Here is an 18,234-nt window from a genome sequence, read left to right as displayed (position 1 = left end):
TCCAGGTCATAGCCAGCCGCGGCGGGCCGCGGTGAGGCTGGCTTGGAAGCGGGTCGAGGCGCCGAGCTCATGCATCAGACGATGGATCCGTCGTTGCGTGGTCCGTTCGCTCCAGCCTTGTGAGCGGGCGATGGCCGCATCGGTGAGGCCGGCGGCGAGCAGTTCCAGGAGGCAGTGGGTGTCATCGTCCGGCTGCGTCCCGTTGTCGCCGGCCTGTGGCCCGGCATCCGCCAGTGCGACCGCGCGCTCCCATTCGCCTTCGAAGAGGGACTCGAGCGCGACGAGCATCGGCGACTGGTGGATGAGGTAGGCCGCCGACTGGCCGCCGGCCGCGAGGCTGAAGGGGATGATGGCCACCTGGTTGTCGCTGATCACCAGCTTCAGCGGCAGCTCAGGTCGTACCCGGGCCTTCTCCCCCGCCCTGATGCTGGGTCCGATGTCGGAGGTCATCCGGCCCGGCCAGGCCACCGCTTCCTGGCTGTAGATCACGCGGTGGCTCACGCCGCTGCGCTGTCGCTGGATCTGCAGGTCGAGGTTGACGCCCGGCCGGTCGACGTACGGCGGCCGGTCGAACGCACGGACTTCGCGGCGGGCGTCAGCCGTCATCCGGCTCACCGCCGAGCTGATGTCGTCGCGGTCGGTGAGTAACTCGACCGCCATCTCCGGATGCGTGATCCGGGCCGCCTCCCGGTAGCTCTCCATCAATCGGTGGACCAGGGAACGCGCTTCGTCCAGGCGATGTTGCTGCTCATCGATCAGGGCAGCGACCGCGACGTCGGGGACGGTGCCGGAGAAGCGCGGGGGCCGTCCAGCGGTGCGGGTGGCGAGGCCATCCCTGACCAGAGCGGACAAGAGCCGCCCGGCAGTCGCCGCGGTCAGTCCGCAGGTCACGGCCAGCTCGGAGGCGGTGCACTGCGGTTGCCCGACTAAAGCGGTATACACGCGCTCTGTTTCGTCCGTGAGTCCCAGCACGTTCAGTTTCATGAATCCTCCGCCGTGCCGGTGGCGACTCTCCGCCACCCGGCGTACTTCAGCCACCAACATTCCTTGTGCCGTTGATGTCTGCGTTGACATTCTCCATCTGTGAGAGGCGGAGCACCCGCCCTGTCCACGCCCGCCTCACCTACCAGTTCGCTTCAACTGGCCTCCTGCTGTGTCCTGCCCGCTCCGTCATGCCTGAAGGGCCTGCCAATGCTCCCCGCTCATCTCCAGTACAGACGGTACGGCGCCGCGGTTCTCACCCTGGCGACCCTGACCGCCACCGTCGTCTCCGGCACCGCATCCGCCACCCCGTTGCCCTCCGTCACCTCCACCAACGCCCCCGCCGCACTCAGCGCTTCCAGTCAACTGTCCATCGGCGGAACTCCGCTGGACGGCACCGCCCAGGGCACTACCAAGAGCGCAGCCACGCCACCCGCCCAGCGTCAGGGCGTAGTACCGGGCCAGGTACTCGTCACGCTGAACCAGGACACCTCGGTGACCGGCCCCGCGCTCTCCGGACCGGCCCAGGGCCGACTCGCCGCCCACGCCCCGCAGACCAGCGACAAAGCCCTCGACGCAAAGCTGCGCGCGGTCGGCGCCACCTCCCTGCACCCGCTGTTCCCGACGCTCTCCACCGCTGACGCCGGCTCGCTGACCGAGTCGGCTCGCGGCCAACTAGGCGCCGACGCACCTGACCTGTCGCGGACCTATGTGGTCAACGTCCAGGAGAAGGACTCGACGGCAGTCGCCAGTGCCCTCCAAGGCACCTCCGGAGTCGCGTACGCCGAACCGGACCGCTACGTGAACACGATGAACGCCGGACCGCAGCCCCTGCCTACCTCCGCAGCCGGTGCCGCGACCACGATCCCGGCTCCGAAGGCACCCGCAGAGTCCGGCGCCGCTGAGGTGCCGTCGAACTACGCCGTGTCGAACTCCGCCCAGGCCTTCCTCAACGCCGGTTGCGTCAACGCGATGGGTGCCTTCACCACCCTCCAGAAGGGCTACGGCCAGCAGCCGGGCGCCGGCGAGATCATCACCAACGTCTCCATCGGCGACCTCACCGACCAGTCGATGGCGGATGCCGGGGACAACTACGTCAAGGGCTATGGCCCGACGACAGTGCTGAAGGACGGCCGGCGCTACCTCGATCTGCCCTCGATGCCCCTGATCCCCACGTACGTCGCCGGTACCGACGGTTCGCTCGACCCGGCCGGCTCGACCAAGAACCAGGACCCCGGGCTCGGCGAGGTGCTCCTCGACTTCAGTGTGATGGCCCCGCTACCCCACGATCAGCAGCGCGAGGACGCCACCGGCAGCGGCTACACCGACCTGCTCGGGATCGCGCCGGGCGCCGGCTACCGGCTGGTCGTCCCGCAGGAACCGACGATCAAGCAGATCGCCGGCGCGCTGCTGGCCGCCGCCCACCAGACGCCGCGGCCCAGCGTCATCACCGCAAGCCTCGGCTTCGGCACCGACTCGGTCGGCTTCCCGGGCCGCTACCTGGAGGACGACCCGTACGTCCGGTCCGTGGTCGCCTCGATCGTCAAGAAGGACGGCATCGTGGTGTCGATCTCCTCGAACGACGGCACCCGGCTCTACACCCCCGCCGCGGTCGGCCCCGACGGTGGCAGCACCCCCACCGACAAGGCCGCGAACGCTGCCTCCGCCACCACGATCGACGACGTCGCGCTGACCACCACGCCGTCGAAGGTGCCCGATTCCGGCGCCATCGCCGCCGGTGGAACCACCTTGGACGACACCCTCGCAGTACCGGCGAACTCCAGCGGTCCGCAGACCGGCACCTACGCGGAGACCCGGATCAGCGGCTTCGGCACCTTCTCCTCCGGCTTCGGCAGCCGGCTGGACCTGTCCGCCCCCAGTGACAACATCATCGCCTTCCAGCATCCCGCAGGCGGCAGCGCGCAGGCCGTCACTCCCGTGTTCAACGGTGGCACCTCGGCGTCCGCACCGATGGTCGCCGCGGCCGCGGCGGTCGTGCTCCAGGCCGGCCGGCTGGCCGGTCATCGGCTGAGCCCCCAGCAGGTCCGGGAGGTGCTGAAGGAGACCGGCCGTGCGGTCCAGACCCCGCCGCAGATCGACCGAAAGCTGCAGGTCGGACCACAGATCGATGTGACCGCCGCGACCGAGAAGGTGCTTGGCGGCAAACTGAAGAGCTCCCGCCCCTCGATCGTGAGGCTCTCCGTCGCCCATCGGGTCACCGTCGGCGGCCTCGGCGGCACCTTCCTGGAAACCACCGACCAGAACCGGATCGATCTTGGTGACATGGCCTCCGGCGGCAACGGCGAGGGCTTGGTCGGCCCCGTGACCTTCGCCGCCGACGTCACCGGACTGCCGCAGGGCGCCAAGCCGCAGTACAGACTCACCGTCGGCAAAGACCGCACCTTCTCCTCCGGCACCCCGTCGATCAGGGTGACGCCCCGCCAACTCCTGTCCGCGGCAGGGCTTCCGGTGATCTCCACCACCGACCGCAGCGTCGACCTCACATTCGAGGTGCTGATCGGTGGCAAGGCACAGACCACAGTCCACCGCACCCTGGCTATCGGCCCGAGCGACGGCCGCTACGTCCAGTCCACCGCCCCGCTCGCTCCGGCAACCGCCCAGGCGGGGAAGTCGGTCACCGTCTCCTACGACCTCACCGGTGTCACCACCGCAACCGCCCCCGAACTGGTCGTCTCCACGGTCGGGCACTGGAACCCGTCCCTCAGCCCGATCTTCTCCGCTGCCTGGCACCAGACCCTGACGAGTTCCACCGGCACCGTCACCATCCCGGCCGACGCCTTCAAGGGCGGCGGCGGCCTCTATGGCATCGGCATCGCCCTGTCCGGCTTCGGCGGCAACCCCAGCTTGACCAAGTACGGCGAGTTCGCCGCGATCCGGATCGCCGGCGGCTCTGAGGCCACCCGGCCGGACGCACCAACCCTCGCCGGAGCCCTCCAGAAGAAGGGCGTTTACGGATACACAGCCGAGGTCACCCGCACCGCCCCTGCCTTCGAGCTGCGCTACGACGTACGCGATGTCCCTGGCGCGAGGTCGGCGATCGTCGAGTTCTCCGCCCCGGCACCGACCCTCTTCGGCTCACTGAACACGTTCACCAACGCCAACGGATCGGCGCTGGACCACGACGGAGTGAACACCCCGTCCATCGCGACCAAGGCGCTGTCCGCCACCTCGGGCACCGTCCGTCTCAATGTACTGTCCGTCGGCCTGGCCACCTCCGCGACCTACAGCGTTCGGGTACTTGCCCTCGACAACCGGCAGCACGTCATCGGCCAGGCCTCACCTGTCTCCAACCTGGTCGTGAATGACGGCCTGGCCCCCGACGGCAGCACGCTGCTGAGCTTCATTGCCGCCGGCAAGGACTCGATCGCCGCACTGCGCACGATCGCCGGTGGCACGGAGGTGCGGCGCTACTCCACCGCAACCGGTACCTACGGCGCAGTACTCACGTCGGACCCGGGCGCCGGTTCCGACTACCACGTGATCGGCGTAGCTCCGGAGTCGCACCGGGTCCTGCTCGGGCACGCGACCCGAGCAGGTGGCGACATCCAGGTCGAGACGTGGGACACCGTGACCGGCACGTTGATCGGGAGTTCAGTACTACGTGCCTCGGAGTACCGGGTCGTCGCCGGAAGGGTCGATGCCAAGCGCAACCGGGCCGCAGTACTGGTTCGCGCCATCACCGGCAACACCGACTCGGTACTCCCGGTCGACCTCGCCGACGGCACCGTCGGAACCCCGATCCTTGCTGACGGCAACGGCAAGATCCCAGCCGGGACCTACAGCCTGCTGGACATCGACCAGTCCACCGGCACTGTGTTCCTGGGCAAGATCGCCACCGCGTTCATCTGCCTCGGCGGCGTCGCGCCGGCCAAGGTGGACCTCGATGCCAGGACTGTGACCACCGTGGAGTCGGTGTCCGCCTGCGGCCATGGCATCGCCTCGGACGGCGCGGGCACGCTCTACAACCTGGCGGCGGGCTCGGTCAGCACCAAGATCGCACCGACCACCACCCTCACGCCGTACGACGAAGCGACCCAGACCACCGGTGATGGGTTCGCCTTGCGCAAGGGCGCACCGAGCACGCTCGCCGTGGACGGTATCCACCACATCGCCCTGGTGTCGTTCGCGGCTCCCGAAGGCACCATCTACTTCGGCTCCCAGCAGGGCACTCTGTCCGACAACAACGCGACCAGCCAGGTAGCGGTCGTCGACCTCACCACCGGAAAGCTGATCAGCACCCTGAACGTCGGGATCGTCACCAACCGCGGCGGCCTACTCCTGCACGGCGTACAGGACAAGGCTGTCCAACTAGACCCAGCCACCCGCACAGCCTGGACCTACAGCCCCGACGGCACCCAACTCCAACAGTTCTCCTACTGATCCACCACCCGTGGGACGGGGAGCGGCATCACACCGCTCCCCGTCCGGCACCGGTAGGCTAGAACTGCACGCCCCGGGTGAGAGCGCCGTCGACCACAAGGTTGGTGCCGGTGATGAAGCTGGCGACGGGGCTGGCCAGGAAGACCGCGGCGCGGGCGATCTCGTCGGGGCGCGCCATCCGTCCGGTCGGGTTGAGAGAGAGCGCTTCCTGGAAGAACGCTGGGTTGTTCTGCTCGATGCTCTCCCACACGCCACCCGGGAAGTAGGTGTTGCCAGGCGAGATCGTGTTGGCCCGGATCCCCTTGCCTGCAAGCTGATACGCGAGACCCTGGGTGTAGTGCACGATGGCCGCCTTGAACGTCCCGTACGCCCCGGCGGCGAAGTCGATCTCCCGGCCGGACACGCTCGACACGGTGACGATCGACGGCGCCTGACTCTCCTCCAGGAACGGCATCGCGGCGTTGACCAGCCGGACCGTCCCCATCATGTCGACCTCGAAGCTCTTCTGCCAGAACTCCTCACCCTCCCCGATCGCCAGCGCACTGACGTTGGACACGACGATGTCGATGCCACCGAGCTCGTCCGCACTGTCCCGCACCCACGCAGAGAGCGCTTCCGCGTCGCCGACATCCACGGCTCGCCCACTGACGGTCGCTCCGCCCGCGCGCAGCGTCTCGACGGAAGTCACCACATCAGCCTCGGTCCGCGCGCAAAAGGCGACGGCGGCCCCTTCGGCCACCAGCCCCTCGACGATCGCGTGCCCGATCCCCTTGGTCCCACCGGTCACCAACGCCTTGAGCCCTGCCAGCTGAAGATCCATGGTTCCATCTTCAACTTTCGGTCAGTCCGCCGCAAGGAAGCTCTTCCGGTACGACTGTGGGGTGGTGCCGACGACGCGGCGGAAACGGTCCCGGAAGGCGGTGGTGGACCCAAATCCGACCTGCGTGGCGATCCTGTCCACGGAATGACCGGTGGCCTCGAGGAGGTACTGGGCACGCCGGATACGGGCCCGGAGCAACCACTGCAGGGGTGTGCTGCCGGTCTGCTCGCGGAAGCGGCGGTTGAGGGTCCGCGCGCTCATACCGGCCTGGGCTGCGATCGCCTCGAGGGTGAGTTCGCGGGCACTGTTGTCGTCCAGCCACCGCAGTACCGGCTCCAGCTCCGAGCCGCGCGGGACCGGTGGCAGGTCGTGAACGATGAACTGTGCTTGCCCACCCTCGCGCTCCAAGGCCATCACTGACAGCCGGGCGGAGTCGGCGGCGACTGCAGACCCGTGATCCAGGCGGATCATGTGCAGGCAGAGATCGAGGCCTGCGGCGGCTCCGGCCGAGGTCAGGAACTGCCCGTTGTCCACGTAGAGCACGTCCGGATCAACAGTGATCTCGGGGTACTGCGCGGCCAGCTCACCTGCAGCCAGCCAGTGTGTGGTCGCGCGGAGTCCATCCAGCAGGCCCGTCTCGGCCAGGATGAAGGCACCGGTGCAGATCGTGGCGATCCGGGTCCCGGTGGCCGCGGCTCGGCGCAACGCATCGAGCGCAACCTCGGGAACGGGCGGGAACTCGCTCCGGCCGGGCAGCATGATCGTGTCCGCTTCCGCGAGGAGGTCCAGGCCGCGCGGTGGGGTGAGAGCGAAGGCGACGGCGTCGACGGTGGGCGTGGCACCGCAGACCTGCACCCGGTACGGCGTACGGCCGTCTGGCAGCCGAGTGCGGGTGAACACCTCGAGTGGAGTGGCCAGATCGAAGGGGGTGACCTGGTCCAGCGCCAGGATTGCCACGGTATGCATGGCGCCACTGTAGGAGCCGGAATCAGGGGTTGGCGAGATCCCGTTGAAGGCTGGCAATCCGGCCACTGCCGGAGCAGCTCTGCCGTGAATAGCGTGGCGTCATGCTCATACAGATCGTGCTGTTCGACGGGTTCGACCCACTGGACGTCATCGCCCCCTACGAAGTGCTCAGTGCCGCTGCTTTCGTGACCGACCAGGGCCCGGAGGTGGAGCTGGTTTCGGCCGAGGGTGCTCGCGACGTGCCGAGCGGGCTGGGATCGCTCACGCTGCGCGCAACCCGGAGGCTGGACCCGCAGCAAGCCGAGCTCATCGTCGTACCGGGTGCTCTGGGTAGCCTGCCCGATGGCGGTGAACCTGCCGATGACAGCATCCCGGTCCTCCTCGCGCGCACGCTGGACACCGAGCTGCCGGCGCTGCTGAAAGAGGCTCTTGCTCGCGAGGGCGTCACGGTGGCCACGGTCTGCGGAGGGTCGATGATCCTGGCGATGGCCGGGCTGATCGAGGGACGCCCGGCGACCACGCACCAGCTGGGCTTGGAGTTGCTGGCGGCCACCGGAGTACAGATGCTCGATGTCCGCGTCGTCGACGACGGCAACCTGATCAGCTCCTCGTCGGTGACCTCCGGACTGGACCTTGGGCTGTACCTGCTGGAACGGGAACTCGGTCCGCAGGTAGCGATCGCGGTGGAGAAGCTCATCGCGCACGAGCGGCGGGGAACTGTCTGGCGCCCTGCCGGAGCCGAACTGAAGCAGGGGGTCTGACCATGGCGACGGTCACCGGAACCTGGCGGCTGGTCATCGACACCCCGATCGGCAAGCAGTACGCCGTACTCGAGTTGACTCAGGTGAACGGCGCCCTGCGGGGGGTCGCCACCGACGAGAAGCACGGCGACGAGGTGCAGCTGACCGACCTAGCCCTCGAGGGTGACGTGCTGACCTGGGCACAGGCCGTCCGCAGGCCTATGCGCCTCAACCTCATCTTCGAGGTCACCGTCACCGGAGAACTGCTAGCCGGCCACGCCAAGGCGGGCCGGCTGCCGAGCTCCAAGGTCAGCGGCCACCGGACCGTCAGGCCTCAGTGAAGAAGCGGTCGAGGACTCGGGAACCGAACTCGAGGGAGGCGGTCGGGACGCGTTCGTCGATGCCGTGGAACATACCCATGAAGTCCAGGTCCGGCGGAAGCTGGAGCGGCACGAAACCGAAGCAACGGACGCCGAGGCGGGACCAGGACTTGGCATCCGTACCGCCCGACATCAGCAGCGGCGCGGTCCGGCTCTGCGGGTCCTCGGCGGACAGTACCGACCTCATGATCTCGACCAGCCGACCGTCGAATCCGGTCTCCAGCGCGATGTCCTCGATCACCGTCTCGCGGGTCACCTTGTCGCCGAGCAGCTCGTCGATGGTGGCGAAGAACTCGTCCTCGTACCCGGGCAGGAACCGCCCGTCGATGTGCGCCTCGGCGTCACCCGGAATGACGTTGACCTTGTAGCCGGCGTTCAGCATCGTCGGGTTGGCCGTATTGCGAATCGTCGCCCCGAACATCCGGCTGAAGCTCCCCAGCTTCACCAGCGTCTCGGTCATGTCCTCGGGATCGAGCTTGGTCCCGAGCACATCCTCGAGCGTGCTCAGGAACTCCTTCACCGTCGGCGTCAACCGCAACGGCCACTCGTGATTGCCGATCCGGGTAACCGCCTCGACCAGGTTCGTCACCGCGTTGTCGTTGTTCACCATCGACCCGTGGCCCGCAGTACCGCGAGCCTTCAGGCGCATCCAGTTCATGCCCTTCTCGGCCGTCTCGATCAGGTACAGCCGCAGGTCGTCCTTCATCGTCAACGAGAACCCGCCGACCTCACCGATCCCCTCGGTGCAGTCCTGCACAGTCTCCGGATGGTTCTTGATCAGCCACTGCGCGCCGTACAGCCCACCGGCCTCCTCATCAGCCGTGAACACCAACCGCACCGGCCGCCGCGGCTTGACCCCGGCCCGCTGCCGCGCCCGAACCACCGACAACACCATCGCGTCGAAGTCCTTCATATCGACCGCGCCGCGCCCCCACACACACCCGTCGAAGATCTCCCCCGCGAACGGATCAACCTTCCAGTCCTTCGGATCAGCCGGTACTACGTCCAGGTGCCCATGCACCAGGAGGGGATCAGCGTCCTTGTCCTCACCCTCCCAATGCGCCACCAGAGAGGCCCGCCCAGGCTCCGACTCATAAATCGTCGACTCGATCCCAACCTCATCCAGCTTGGCCGCGACATACTCCGCCGCGTCCCGCTCCCCGTTGCTCTTCCCGTTCCCGTAGTTGGTCGTATCGAACCGAATCAACTCACTACACAGCTCCACCACCTCCCCGTCAGGGGCGTACGACAGCCGGTCACCGGGGCTCGAAGATGTCATGCCCCCATCCTGCCAAGCCCCGATGTGAATTTCACCCGTGGGGTTTGCTAAGGTTCTCCAGTCGGCGCCGCACAAGGCAACACTGAGCGGCAGACCACTCGTCCGGGTGGCGGAATGGCAGACGCGCTAGCTTGAGGTGCTAGTGTCCTTTACGGGACGTGGGGGTTCAAGTCCCCCCTCGGACACAGACATAGCCGCAGACCTAGAGGTCAGCGGCTTTTTTGTTGCCCTGGCTGTATCGACCACCTGGTGATGCGCCCAGGCACCGCGACGTAGCCCTCCAGTTCCTCCCGGCTCATCACCACCGCCTCGGGAGGCACCTGTGTGATAGCCGTCTCAGCAGCCCGCTTCTCTGCCACAGCAGCGTTGCACTGCTCCCGAAGCGCCACCAGATCCCACCCCGCATCCAACGCCCGCTGCAACCGCCCCATCACCACGTCAGCCGCCGCAACCCGCTCCCGCAACTGCGCCACATGCTCGTCGCGACGCGCCGAACTGTCATCGGCCGCCAGAAGTAAGTCAATCGTTACCTGCCGATTCAACGGCCCGAACAACTCCCCGATCCACCGATTGATCGCCGGCGTGACCAGGTCCTCCCGAAGATAAATCTGCGGCGGATGCGCCAGCGCCGTAGCCGACTCCGGCACCAAGGTCCGCGCATTACACCGGTAGTACTTCACCTCCTTGTGCCTGGCCGCTCCCTCCATCTTCCGCTCACAGATCCCACACCTGACCCGCCCACGAAGCTCGTATGTCCGCTTCTTCGAAGTCCGTTGCCGACTCCTCGACGACCACTCCGCCACCCCACCAGTCCGCCTCTCCGCTTTTCAAGCTGAGCCGCGGTGAACGTCTCCACCGACACAATCGCCGGATGCGCCGGCTCCCGCGACCGCACGATCTTCGCCAGCGGCGAGCGCCGAAACCGCGCAACGTAGCCCGTGGCAACATCTTCCGGATCGAGTAACTCCTCGACCTTCTGCCACCGCCCATAGATCGCGTACCCCGTGTACCGAGGATTCTCCAGAATGGCCACCACAGCAGAGTGCTGCCAACCATCCATCTTCCGATGGAGATTCTGCTGAGGCGCATGCGCAGACGGACACGGCACCCCATCCCGATTCGCCCACCCTGATACCGCCCATCAATCAACACCTGCGCAGCCATCGCCGCCCGAACCCGCCGCTGCACATGCTGCCGCTCAGACTTCGACAACCCACCAGTAAACGTCATCGCCATGTCATGCACGGTGTTCTCAGGATCGAACCGCCCACCCAAGCTCGGTATCCACAGCGACGCCTACCGATCGAACGTCGGCCAAGTCAGGCTGAACTGGTTACCGAACCAACAACCAACCCGTCCACGGCAACGAGCGAGACTGCCCGATGTCGAAGAACTAATGTGCGCGGGCATCACCGTCTGGAAGCAGTTGCGGCGCCGGCAGGCCGGTCCGGACACCCGGGAACACCTCGTATGACGGCAGCCCTGAGTCATCCGTATCGGCCTGGCCGCGGAGGGCGCCCAGGTTGGGTGCCCTCCTACGGTCAGGGTTTGGGTCAGCTCACTGACTGGACTATGACGTCTCCCTTTCCGATCAGAACGTTGGAGTCCGTGCGGATCTCGACGGCTCCCAGCAGGACTCGTCCCGCTCCGGGTGCAGCGTTGGCGGTCACAGTGGCCGGGACGGTCCATTGCGCGCCCGCGGCCCGGGATGCGTTGACGTCCGTGACGGCAAGGGAGCCGTAGGCCGGGTTGGTGAACACGTCACGGTAGTCGTACGTCGCGGATCCCGCCGGTACCGCGAACGGGTCGACGAGCGCGACCCAGGTTCCTGCCGCTGGGTTGTTCACCGTGACCGTTTCCTCCGCGCTGCCGCCCGCGCTCTGCGCTGCCAGAACACAGCTTCCGGACGTGCAGTTGAAGACGAACAGGTCGAGGTCCGCGCCCGGGTCGCTCGCATTCCCGATCGTGGCGCGCAGCGAGGTCGTTCCGGCCGGTACCTGCATGACGAACTGCTGTTGTGCTCCACCCTCCGTGGCCGTCGGCCTGGCGATCTTCGCGCTACCCAGCGCGGTTCCCACCGCCCGCCCGACGAACGGCCCGAACGAGTTCGTCACCGTGTACGAGCGGCTCACCGGCGTTCCCAGCGTGGCCGACGCGATCACATCCGGGTTCGGGGACACCGACGCGCCGAGCACCGCCGCCGTCAGGACGAAGGGGGTTTGGGTGCGGTCCGACGTACGCCGTGCCTCAACCACGATCTCCCACACACCCGCCTGCGGATTGGCCACCGTGCGGCTGGCCGGATCGCCCTGGCAAGTCCCACCCGGTACTGGCGGGTTGTAGCAATAGAGGCTGTTGATGTTGCCCTCGCTGGCCGTGCCGTACGGGTGGAACCGCAGGAAACGCACCTGGCCGGTGCCCTGCGAGCCGTTCGGACCCGTCAGGTCGACCTTGAAGGCCGGTGCCCCGGCGGGGACCTGGAAGAAGTAGCTCTGGAACTGGTTGCGGTTGATCTTGCCGGTGATCGTCTTGGCGGCCGCCGCCTGCGTCAGGCTGTACGGCACGACGAACGTATTCAGTGTCTGGAACTCGATACCCGGTGAGCTGGGATCGTCGAAGTTCAGGATCGCCGAATGCGCTCCGGCGCTCGTGGGCTTGACGATGACCGGCAACGTGACGTCCGTGTTGAGCGGCAGCGTGACGTTGTTCGCCGCCTCGAACATGCCACCCTCTCCCTTCCACGACAGCTTGTAGTTCACCGGTCCGGCTGGGCCGGACGTGCGCCGCAAGGTGTACGTGCGGGTGTACTGGACGCCCTGCGTGACGCCTTCGCGGTCGTTGATGCCGGTGCCCACACCAGGCGTGGCGAGGAAACTCGACAGAGCCGTGCTGACCGGAACCGAAGCGGTGATGGTGTCGGTCCGCGGGCTCTTCCTCAAGTCGTCCCAGGCAGCGCTGACCCTGGCCAGACCGTTGCCCTGCTCGTAGGCGCCGTACTCCGGCATGAACCGTGCCGTCGACAGCAGCGCCTTGCGCAACTGGGCCGGCGTTACGGTGATCCCCTTGGCCTTCGCGGCACTCAACAGCAACGCACCGGCGCCCGCCATCTGCGGTGAGGCCATCGAGGTCCCGTTGAACATGCCCAGCCCCGGCGGCAGCGCGTACGTTCCGGCCACCGGCTGACCGTTCTGCCAGGTCGGTACGGCCGAGACCGCGGCGCCCGCTGCGACGATCTGGGGCTTGAAGCCGCCGTCCTCCGCCGGACCACGCGAGGAGAACGGGTGCAGGTTGTCGTACTGGCCGGTCCGCGATCCGTAGTTCGACATCCAGGTGTCCTTGTTGATGTACGAACCCACGCTGACGACCTGGGTCGCCACGGACGGGTCGCCGACCGTGTTCATTCCGGGGCCGCTGTTGCCGGCAGAGATGAACATCTGGACGCCGAAGTCGTTGATCAGCCGGTTGTACAACACCGCGCGAGCGTTGTTGCCGTCGTTCAGCGCGGGCAGACCGCCGATCGACATGTTGATCACGTCGACGTGCGCGACGGTGACCGCGTAGATCATCCCCTCGAGCAGCGCGTGGTTGGTGCAGCCGGCAACGAACAGGCAGACCCGGACGGACACCAGCTTCGCGCCCGGCGCGGCGCCGTCGGCGCTCCCGCCGAAAATGTTGTTGCCCGCAGCGATGCCGGCGACGTTCGAACCGTGCGCACCGGAGACGATGCCGATGTTCACCGCATTGTCGGCCGGGTCGGTCTGTACGACGAACGGCACCGACTCCTTGACTGGAGTCGCCGGGTTGTCGGTGCCGAACGCGCCCGTGTCGTACTTGACCTTGTAGTCGGTCATAGCCTGGTCGTCGGCGAAGGTGCCGTTCTGGTTCGTGTCCACCCAGACGGTGCTGGTGTCCTTGTTCCACGCGACCGGGAAAAGCCCGGACGACCCCGCCGGATTGCCGTCCCGGTTGACGTCGTTCCCGACTTCGCCGCCGAGCCGCGGGTCGCGTTCGTTGAACGTGGCGGTCCGGACGGCCTGGCCGGGCAGACCGACGGTCGCCCCATCGACCGACTGGGTCATCAACAGCCAGGTCGGGTCGTTGTCGGCGTTCACGTTGCCGACGAAAGTCGGGTCGGTGTAGGTGACCCAGTCGACGATCTTGCGCTCGCCGGTCGAGGTCGTGTTCAGCGCCGGGTGACTCAGGTCGACGCCACTGTCGAGAATGCCGATCGTGGTACCGCGGCCGTCCCAGGTCGGGTTGGTGTTGACGAACTGTGCCGCGCCCGTGTCCTGAGTCGGCAAGTACGGGTTGGCCCGCTCGGTCGACGCGTTCGGCGCCTGCTGCGGGATGGGATCCTCGCTGCCAAGCGGTCGTGGATCGTCGAGCGGGATCAGATCGTCGACGTCAGCCGTGGTCACGCCCGCGACGTTCGCGACGTCCTGCGCCTTGTCGATGCTGATCTTCACCCGCAGGTAGCCCACCGAGTCGGTGCGCTCCTCAACGGTGCCGCCGAGCTTTTCGAGGCTCGCGGCAACCTGGTTGCTCTTCCCCTTGTCTGCGGCAATCAGCAGCGTGACCGTTTTCTGGCCTTTGGCCCGTGCCTTCTGCAACAGCACTTTGTCACCGTAGCCAAGATCCTTCGGCCCCCTCGCCGCGACCGCCGCGGGCGTTGCCCCCAGCATCGAGGCGATCACCACCCCGGCAGCCAGCACGGCGCCGTACTTCCTAGTTCGAGACAGCATTGTCCGATTCCCCTCCCCTAGGCACATTCCGAAGCACGATCGCACCAGCAGCCGGGTTTCACCAGGGAGGAACAAATCTTTCCAATTCCTCTATCGATCCCGTCATCAATTACCATCCGACCGACATCACGCCCTCCATCCAAGGGATCGTGCGGGCGAGCCTTCGGAACCCCCTGCATCCATGAACACGCCTGCGTCCGCTGCTCGATGCTCCGGCCCGACCCAGCCCAACGCCCCCGCATCACCGAGATCAGAGACAACTTGATCTCACGCATTGAGGAAGCGGAACGCGAGGGATGGCTCGGCGAAGTCGACGGACTGAAAATCAGCCTCGCCGGAGCCGAGGACAAACTCCAGGAAATGAAACGGCTGGAGCAACGCTTCCCGACCATCCACCTCGGCATGCCCCGACTTCAGCCGCGTCACCGCCACGACCATCACCCCCGCCCAGACCGGAGCTGAGCCACTACATCGCTAATGGGCCGGACAAGACCAGGCGCCAGCCTGGTTTCATCCGGCCCGTGTTGCCCTAGGCAAAGTCTGGCGCGATCCCGGCGGGAGGGCTGGACCTCTGCTGCCGAGGGACGGCGACTCGAGCTCGTAGACTGACGACGATGGAGAGCCTAAGCGGCACCGAACGAGCGATCTTCGGCGACACCAGCGTTGACGCGATTGCGGACCTCCTCGACAGGTACCTCACCCGCGAGCTAAATAGCCCCGTGACCGAGGTACTGTTCCGCGCCGGACGCGTCGACGCCGTCTGGGCGGTCCGCACCGGGGACGATCAGGGCGTCATCGTCAAAGCGCATCGTCAGCCGGTTGACTTGACGGCTCGACACGCCACCGCAACCGCCCAGCGGCTACTGGCGGATGCCGGCTTCCCCTGCCCGCAGCCGGCCAGCGGACCTGACCAGTTCGAAGGACTGGTCCTGAGTGCAGAGACCCTCATGACGGCCGGGAGGCCCGGATCTGGGCGACATCCGAGCGTACGGCGGTCCATGGCAGCCGGACTCGCCGAGCACGTCGAGATCCTCCGTGGCCACCCAGAACTGACGCCACAGGTCGGTCCCGGGCCAGCGTGGTGCCAGTATCAATCGGGACCATGGCCCACCCCACATGATCCGATCTTCGACTTCCGGACGACGCCCGAAGGCTACTCTTGGCTGGACAGCTTCGCTCGGACAGCCGCCGACCGCCTGATCAGGCCGGCCGATCACGAACCCATCGTGGTCGGCCACGCCGACTGGTACGGCGGCAACCTCCGGTTCGATGGAAACCGCCTAGTAGCTGCCTTTGACTGGGACCTGGTCGCCGACACCGAACCCGTGATCGCAGGCCTCAGCGCCGCCGCCTACACCGACAACGGTGGTGACGTGTCAGATCTTCCTAGCCCAGACGATGTCGTTGCCTTTCTGAAGGATTACGAAGCCGCGATCTCTCGGTCATTCAGCAAGACCCAACAAAGAGTCGCAGCAGCCGCCGCCAGCTGGGTCATCGCCTACAACGCGAGGTGTGAACTCAGCATGCTCGTCGGAGAGTCCCAACCCGGATCCCCACTCGAACTGGCGAGGGTGCATCGGGACCGCTATCTCGAGCTGACATGGTGATGGAGCTCGGCTGACCTGTCCCCGCCAACTCCATGGCTACTGACGGACAGCTGTTGCTAGCACCAGGATTGACTAGTCCAGTGAAACCGCCCCCAGCTGTACGGCACCCAGTTCGTTAGCGACGACGCCGGAGAGCTGAGACCCCAACCCATCGACGACCCAGACGCGTTGGATGAACGCCGAAGCGCCGTCGGACTGGAACCATTCGAGGAGTACGAGGCCACAATGCACAACATCTGGACCAAGAACCAGTGAGCTCTCGTCTTGTTCAGCGCCCGTCAACACACCACGAACCAAGCCGCCTGCAGTTCATCCCTTGCGGCCCAACGGCCGACTATGAATGACTCGTTACGTGCCTCGGAACTCACTGACTGATGGTCAGATTCAGCTCTTGCACCGGATCGCGGACGGCGACGACCTGAGCGACCCTGATGGCATTGGCGACCTCATCATCCGGCTCTCGCAAGGCAGCCCAGGCGACGCAACCGACTGGAATCGGATCCGCCTGAACGTCCGCAGAACTATCACAGATCCACAGGCGCTCATTGCCGCGATCGCGGAGAAGCCGCACTGCCTGAAGGTCACCGATTCCTCCGTGCCGCGAGCAATCAAGCTGACCGGCGCGCTGGCGAAGGCTGCCATCGCGGCCGGCTACAGCATCGGGATCAACACCAAACCGCAAACCCCGAAACTGTTCTTCCAAGCTGGCCAATGGCAACGCGACCTCACCCTGGAAGAGGAGTACGACGAGATCCGGCACGTCACCACTGCAGAAGACCGTCAAGCACTCCGCCAACGCTTCTGGAGACCGCCACCGGCCTACGAGAAGGTTGCGTCCGGACGTCTGAGGCTTCTGATCGACCGTGGCGGATCGGACAAGACGTTCAGTTGGAGCGACGAGAAAGGCGCACGCCTTGAACGACGCCTCGCGGACATACTCGAAGAGGTACGACTCGGCTTGGCCGAAGATGAACAGGAGCGGCTCGAAGCCAACCGACGGTGGGCCGAACAGCAAGCTGAATGGGATCGTGCGAAGGCCGAGAAACGATCGCTGTGGCACAATGCGCTGGCTGCTGCGCGGGTTCCCGCGCTCGAGGATGTTCGCCACCGAACCTTCCGCCGTGCCTACGACCAGTGGACGGCTGCGGGCCAGATCCGGGCATTCTGCGCTGCGCTCGAGGCTGCCGCCAAGGACGCCGGCTCCCCTAGCCATCTGCCCGAGTGGATCGATTGGGCCCGAGCAGCGGCGGATGAGCTGGATCCGACTATCACTCACAGCCGCCTGGGCGACATCGACTTCAATCGCGCCCCAAGTCCAGATGACCTCCGCCCCTATCTCGGCGACTGGAGTCCACATCGCCCAGAGAAGGAGTATCGATCCCCGCCGCTGGGAGATAGAAGCCGTACCGACACTCACGGCCGCCCTGTCCACTCAAATTGGTGGCATCCACAGATCCGCAGCGAGTGAAGGAGAACACTAATGACGTGGCACTGGCCAGGCGACGATCTGAAGCCCGAGGTCGGAACAGAGTGGATCTATCGCGCTCGCACGTATTCGCCCTCGGAGCGTGTTCAGATCACCGCCATTCACGAGAAGAAGCGCAGCTACCGCGCTGAGGTGCTCCTCCGCGAGGGCGATGCCGCAGGCACAACCGAGAACGTACCCGCCAACATGCTGCATGGCCGATGGGCCGACGCCACGAAGTACGACGAACTGATGGCGAACTGGCGAAGACTCGACGAGTTCGAGCTCACCCAGTCCGAAGAATCTGCCATTAGAACTCCTTGAGGCAGTCATCGTGGAGGAGATGGAGCTCCGCGAGAAGTCGAAGCACGGAGGCAAAGCCGGCGACTACGACACCGACCCAGCTTGGGAATACGAGTGGTACCGGAAATACCACCGTCCCATCCACGAACTCCTCCGGCAGTGGTGCGGACACCGAGCGGCCACCCTCCATGAGCGCCTGACAGCGTCCGAAGCCGAGAACATCCGCCTAGAGGCGCTGGTCAACCGCCTCATCGATGCCCTCGCCGACGAAGGCAACCTCGACCTCGCCCACACCATGGCCCAAGAGCTACAAGACGACCGCATCACCCCCGAATCCGTCCGCCCCGTCGTCGAGCGCCCCCTTCACCCATCAGAAATCCCGGTCCGTTACGTCACCAGACGCCGCCACTGGGGCTGAGCAGGGGTTTCGCCAGCGCCACTGGCACCTTCAGCTCAACGCGGTATCAGCGCGACCATGGCAGCGATCGCGCTGACTACTGTCGCAACCAGCATGCCCAAGTTGTAGGTGCCGCGAGTGGCATTAGCAGCC

At 66.3% G+C, this 18,234-nt stretch carries 14 protein-coding genes and 1 tRNA gene; 8 read left to right on the top strand and 7 right to left on the bottom strand.

The genetic code is table 11. The annotated features are described in order from the left end of the window. Positions 1-6: 6 nt before the first annotated feature. Entirely contained in the window at positions 7-984 is a 978-nt protein-coding gene (locus G3I17_RS03665; RefSeq protein WP_164593893.1) for a helix-turn-helix domain-containing protein, read from the bottom strand. Between the two features lie 207 nt (positions 985-1,191). On the opposite strand from G3I17_RS03665, the gene G3I17_RS03660 reads away from it, so the two are divergent. After that, a complete protein-coding gene (locus G3I17_RS03660) occupies positions 1,192-5,382 on the top strand; it encodes a S8 family serine peptidase (RefSeq protein WP_164593891.1) in 4,191 nt (1,396 codons plus the stop codon). Between the two features lie 58 nt (positions 5,383-5,440). Here the strand turns inward: G3I17_RS03660 and G3I17_RS03655 are convergent, their stop codons facing one another. After that, positions 5,441-6,202, bottom strand: a complete 762-nt coding sequence (locus G3I17_RS03655) for an SDR family oxidoreductase (RefSeq protein ID WP_164593889.1) — start codon at positions 6,200-6,202, stop codon at positions 5,441-5,443. A gap of 21 nt (positions 6,203-6,223) precedes the next feature. Next, positions 6,224-7,168, bottom strand: coding sequence for a helix-turn-helix domain-containing protein (locus tag G3I17_RS03650; RefSeq protein ID WP_164593887.1), 945 nt, complete (start codon positions 7,166-7,168; stop codon positions 6,224-6,226). A gap of 101 nt (positions 7,169-7,269) precedes the next feature. On the opposite strand from G3I17_RS03650, the gene G3I17_RS03645 reads away from it, so the two are divergent. Further along, positions 7,270-7,929 carry a DJ-1/PfpI family protein gene (locus G3I17_RS03645; protein WP_164593885.1) on the top strand — a complete coding sequence of 220 codons (660 nt, stop codon included), beginning with the start codon at positions 7,270-7,272 and terminating at the stop codon, positions 7,927-7,929. A 2-nt stretch (positions 7,930-7,931) separates the two neighbouring features. Further along, on the top strand, positions 7,932-8,249 hold the full coding sequence (locus G3I17_RS03640) for a hypothetical protein (RefSeq protein WP_164593883.1): 318 nt from the start codon (positions 7,932-7,934) through the stop codon (positions 8,247-8,249). Here the strand turns inward: G3I17_RS03640 and G3I17_RS03635 are convergent. After that, entirely contained in the window at positions 8,236-9,567 is a 1,332-nt protein-coding gene (locus tag G3I17_RS03635) for a M20/M25/M40 family metallo-hydrolase (RefSeq protein ID WP_164593881.1), read from the bottom strand. The genes G3I17_RS03640 and G3I17_RS03635 overlap by 14 nt on opposite strands. A 100-nt stretch (positions 9,568-9,667) precedes the next feature. Here G3I17_RS03635 and G3I17_RS03630 point away from each other — a divergent pair. Continuing rightward, positions 9,668-9,752 (top strand) — tRNA-Leu (locus G3I17_RS03630). A gap of 24 nt (positions 9,753-9,776) precedes the next feature. Here G3I17_RS03630 and G3I17_RS03625 read toward each other — a convergent pair. From G3I17_RS03625 to G3I17_RS03610, 3 genes are all read right to left on the bottom strand, one after another. Then, the gene (locus tag G3I17_RS03625) at positions 9,777-10,370 is read right to left on the bottom strand and encodes a zinc ribbon domain-containing protein (RefSeq protein ID WP_203589647.1); all 594 of its coding nucleotides are present in this window, start codon (positions 10,368-10,370) and stop codon (positions 9,777-9,779) included. 750 nt (positions 10,371-11,120) lie between these two features. Then, positions 11,121-14,309 (bottom strand): S8 family serine peptidase, encoded by a 3,189-nt coding sequence (locus G3I17_RS03615; protein ID WP_164593874.1) that lies wholly within the window; start codon positions 14,307-14,309, stop codon positions 11,121-11,123. Positions 14,310-14,576: 267 nt separating this feature from the next. Continuing rightward, positions 14,577-14,741 carry a hypothetical protein gene (locus G3I17_RS03610; RefSeq protein ID WP_164593872.1) on the bottom strand — a complete coding sequence of 55 codons (165 nt, stop codon included), beginning with the start codon at positions 14,739-14,741 and terminating at the stop codon, positions 14,577-14,579. A gap of 182 nt (positions 14,742-14,923) precedes the next feature. Between G3I17_RS03610 and G3I17_RS03605 the strand changes: the two genes are divergently transcribed. The 4 genes from G3I17_RS03605 (at position 14,924) to G3I17_RS03590 (ending at position 18,102) form a co-directional block, all read left to right on the top strand. After that, the gene (locus G3I17_RS03605) at positions 14,924-15,916 is read left to right on the top strand and encodes a phosphotransferase (protein ID WP_164593870.1); all 993 of its coding nucleotides are present in this window, start codon (positions 14,924-14,926) and stop codon (positions 15,914-15,916) included. Between the two features lie 391 nt (positions 15,917-16,307). After that, entirely contained in the window at positions 16,308-17,384 is a 1,077-nt protein-coding gene (locus G3I17_RS03600) for a hypothetical protein (RefSeq protein WP_164593868.1), read from the top strand. Positions 17,385-17,396: 12 nt separating this feature from the next. Continuing rightward, positions 17,397-17,705: a hypothetical protein gene (locus G3I17_RS03595; RefSeq protein WP_164593866.1), complete on the top strand. Its 309-nt coding sequence runs from the start codon at positions 17,397-17,399 to the stop codon at positions 17,703-17,705. A gap of 10 nt (positions 17,706-17,715) precedes the next feature. Beyond that, entirely contained in the window at positions 17,716-18,102 is a 387-nt protein-coding gene (locus G3I17_RS03590; RefSeq protein WP_164593864.1) for a hypothetical protein, read from the top strand. Positions 18,103-18,234: the final 132 nt, after the last annotated feature.

It is taken from the genome of Streptomyces sp. SID13031, from assembly GCF_010548305.1.
GTDB lineage: Bacteria > Actinomycetota > Actinomycetes > Propionibacteriales > Kribbellaceae > Kribbella.
Note: the sequence above shows the minus strand (reverse complement) of the source record. Positions and strands in the feature narration are given on the sequence as shown.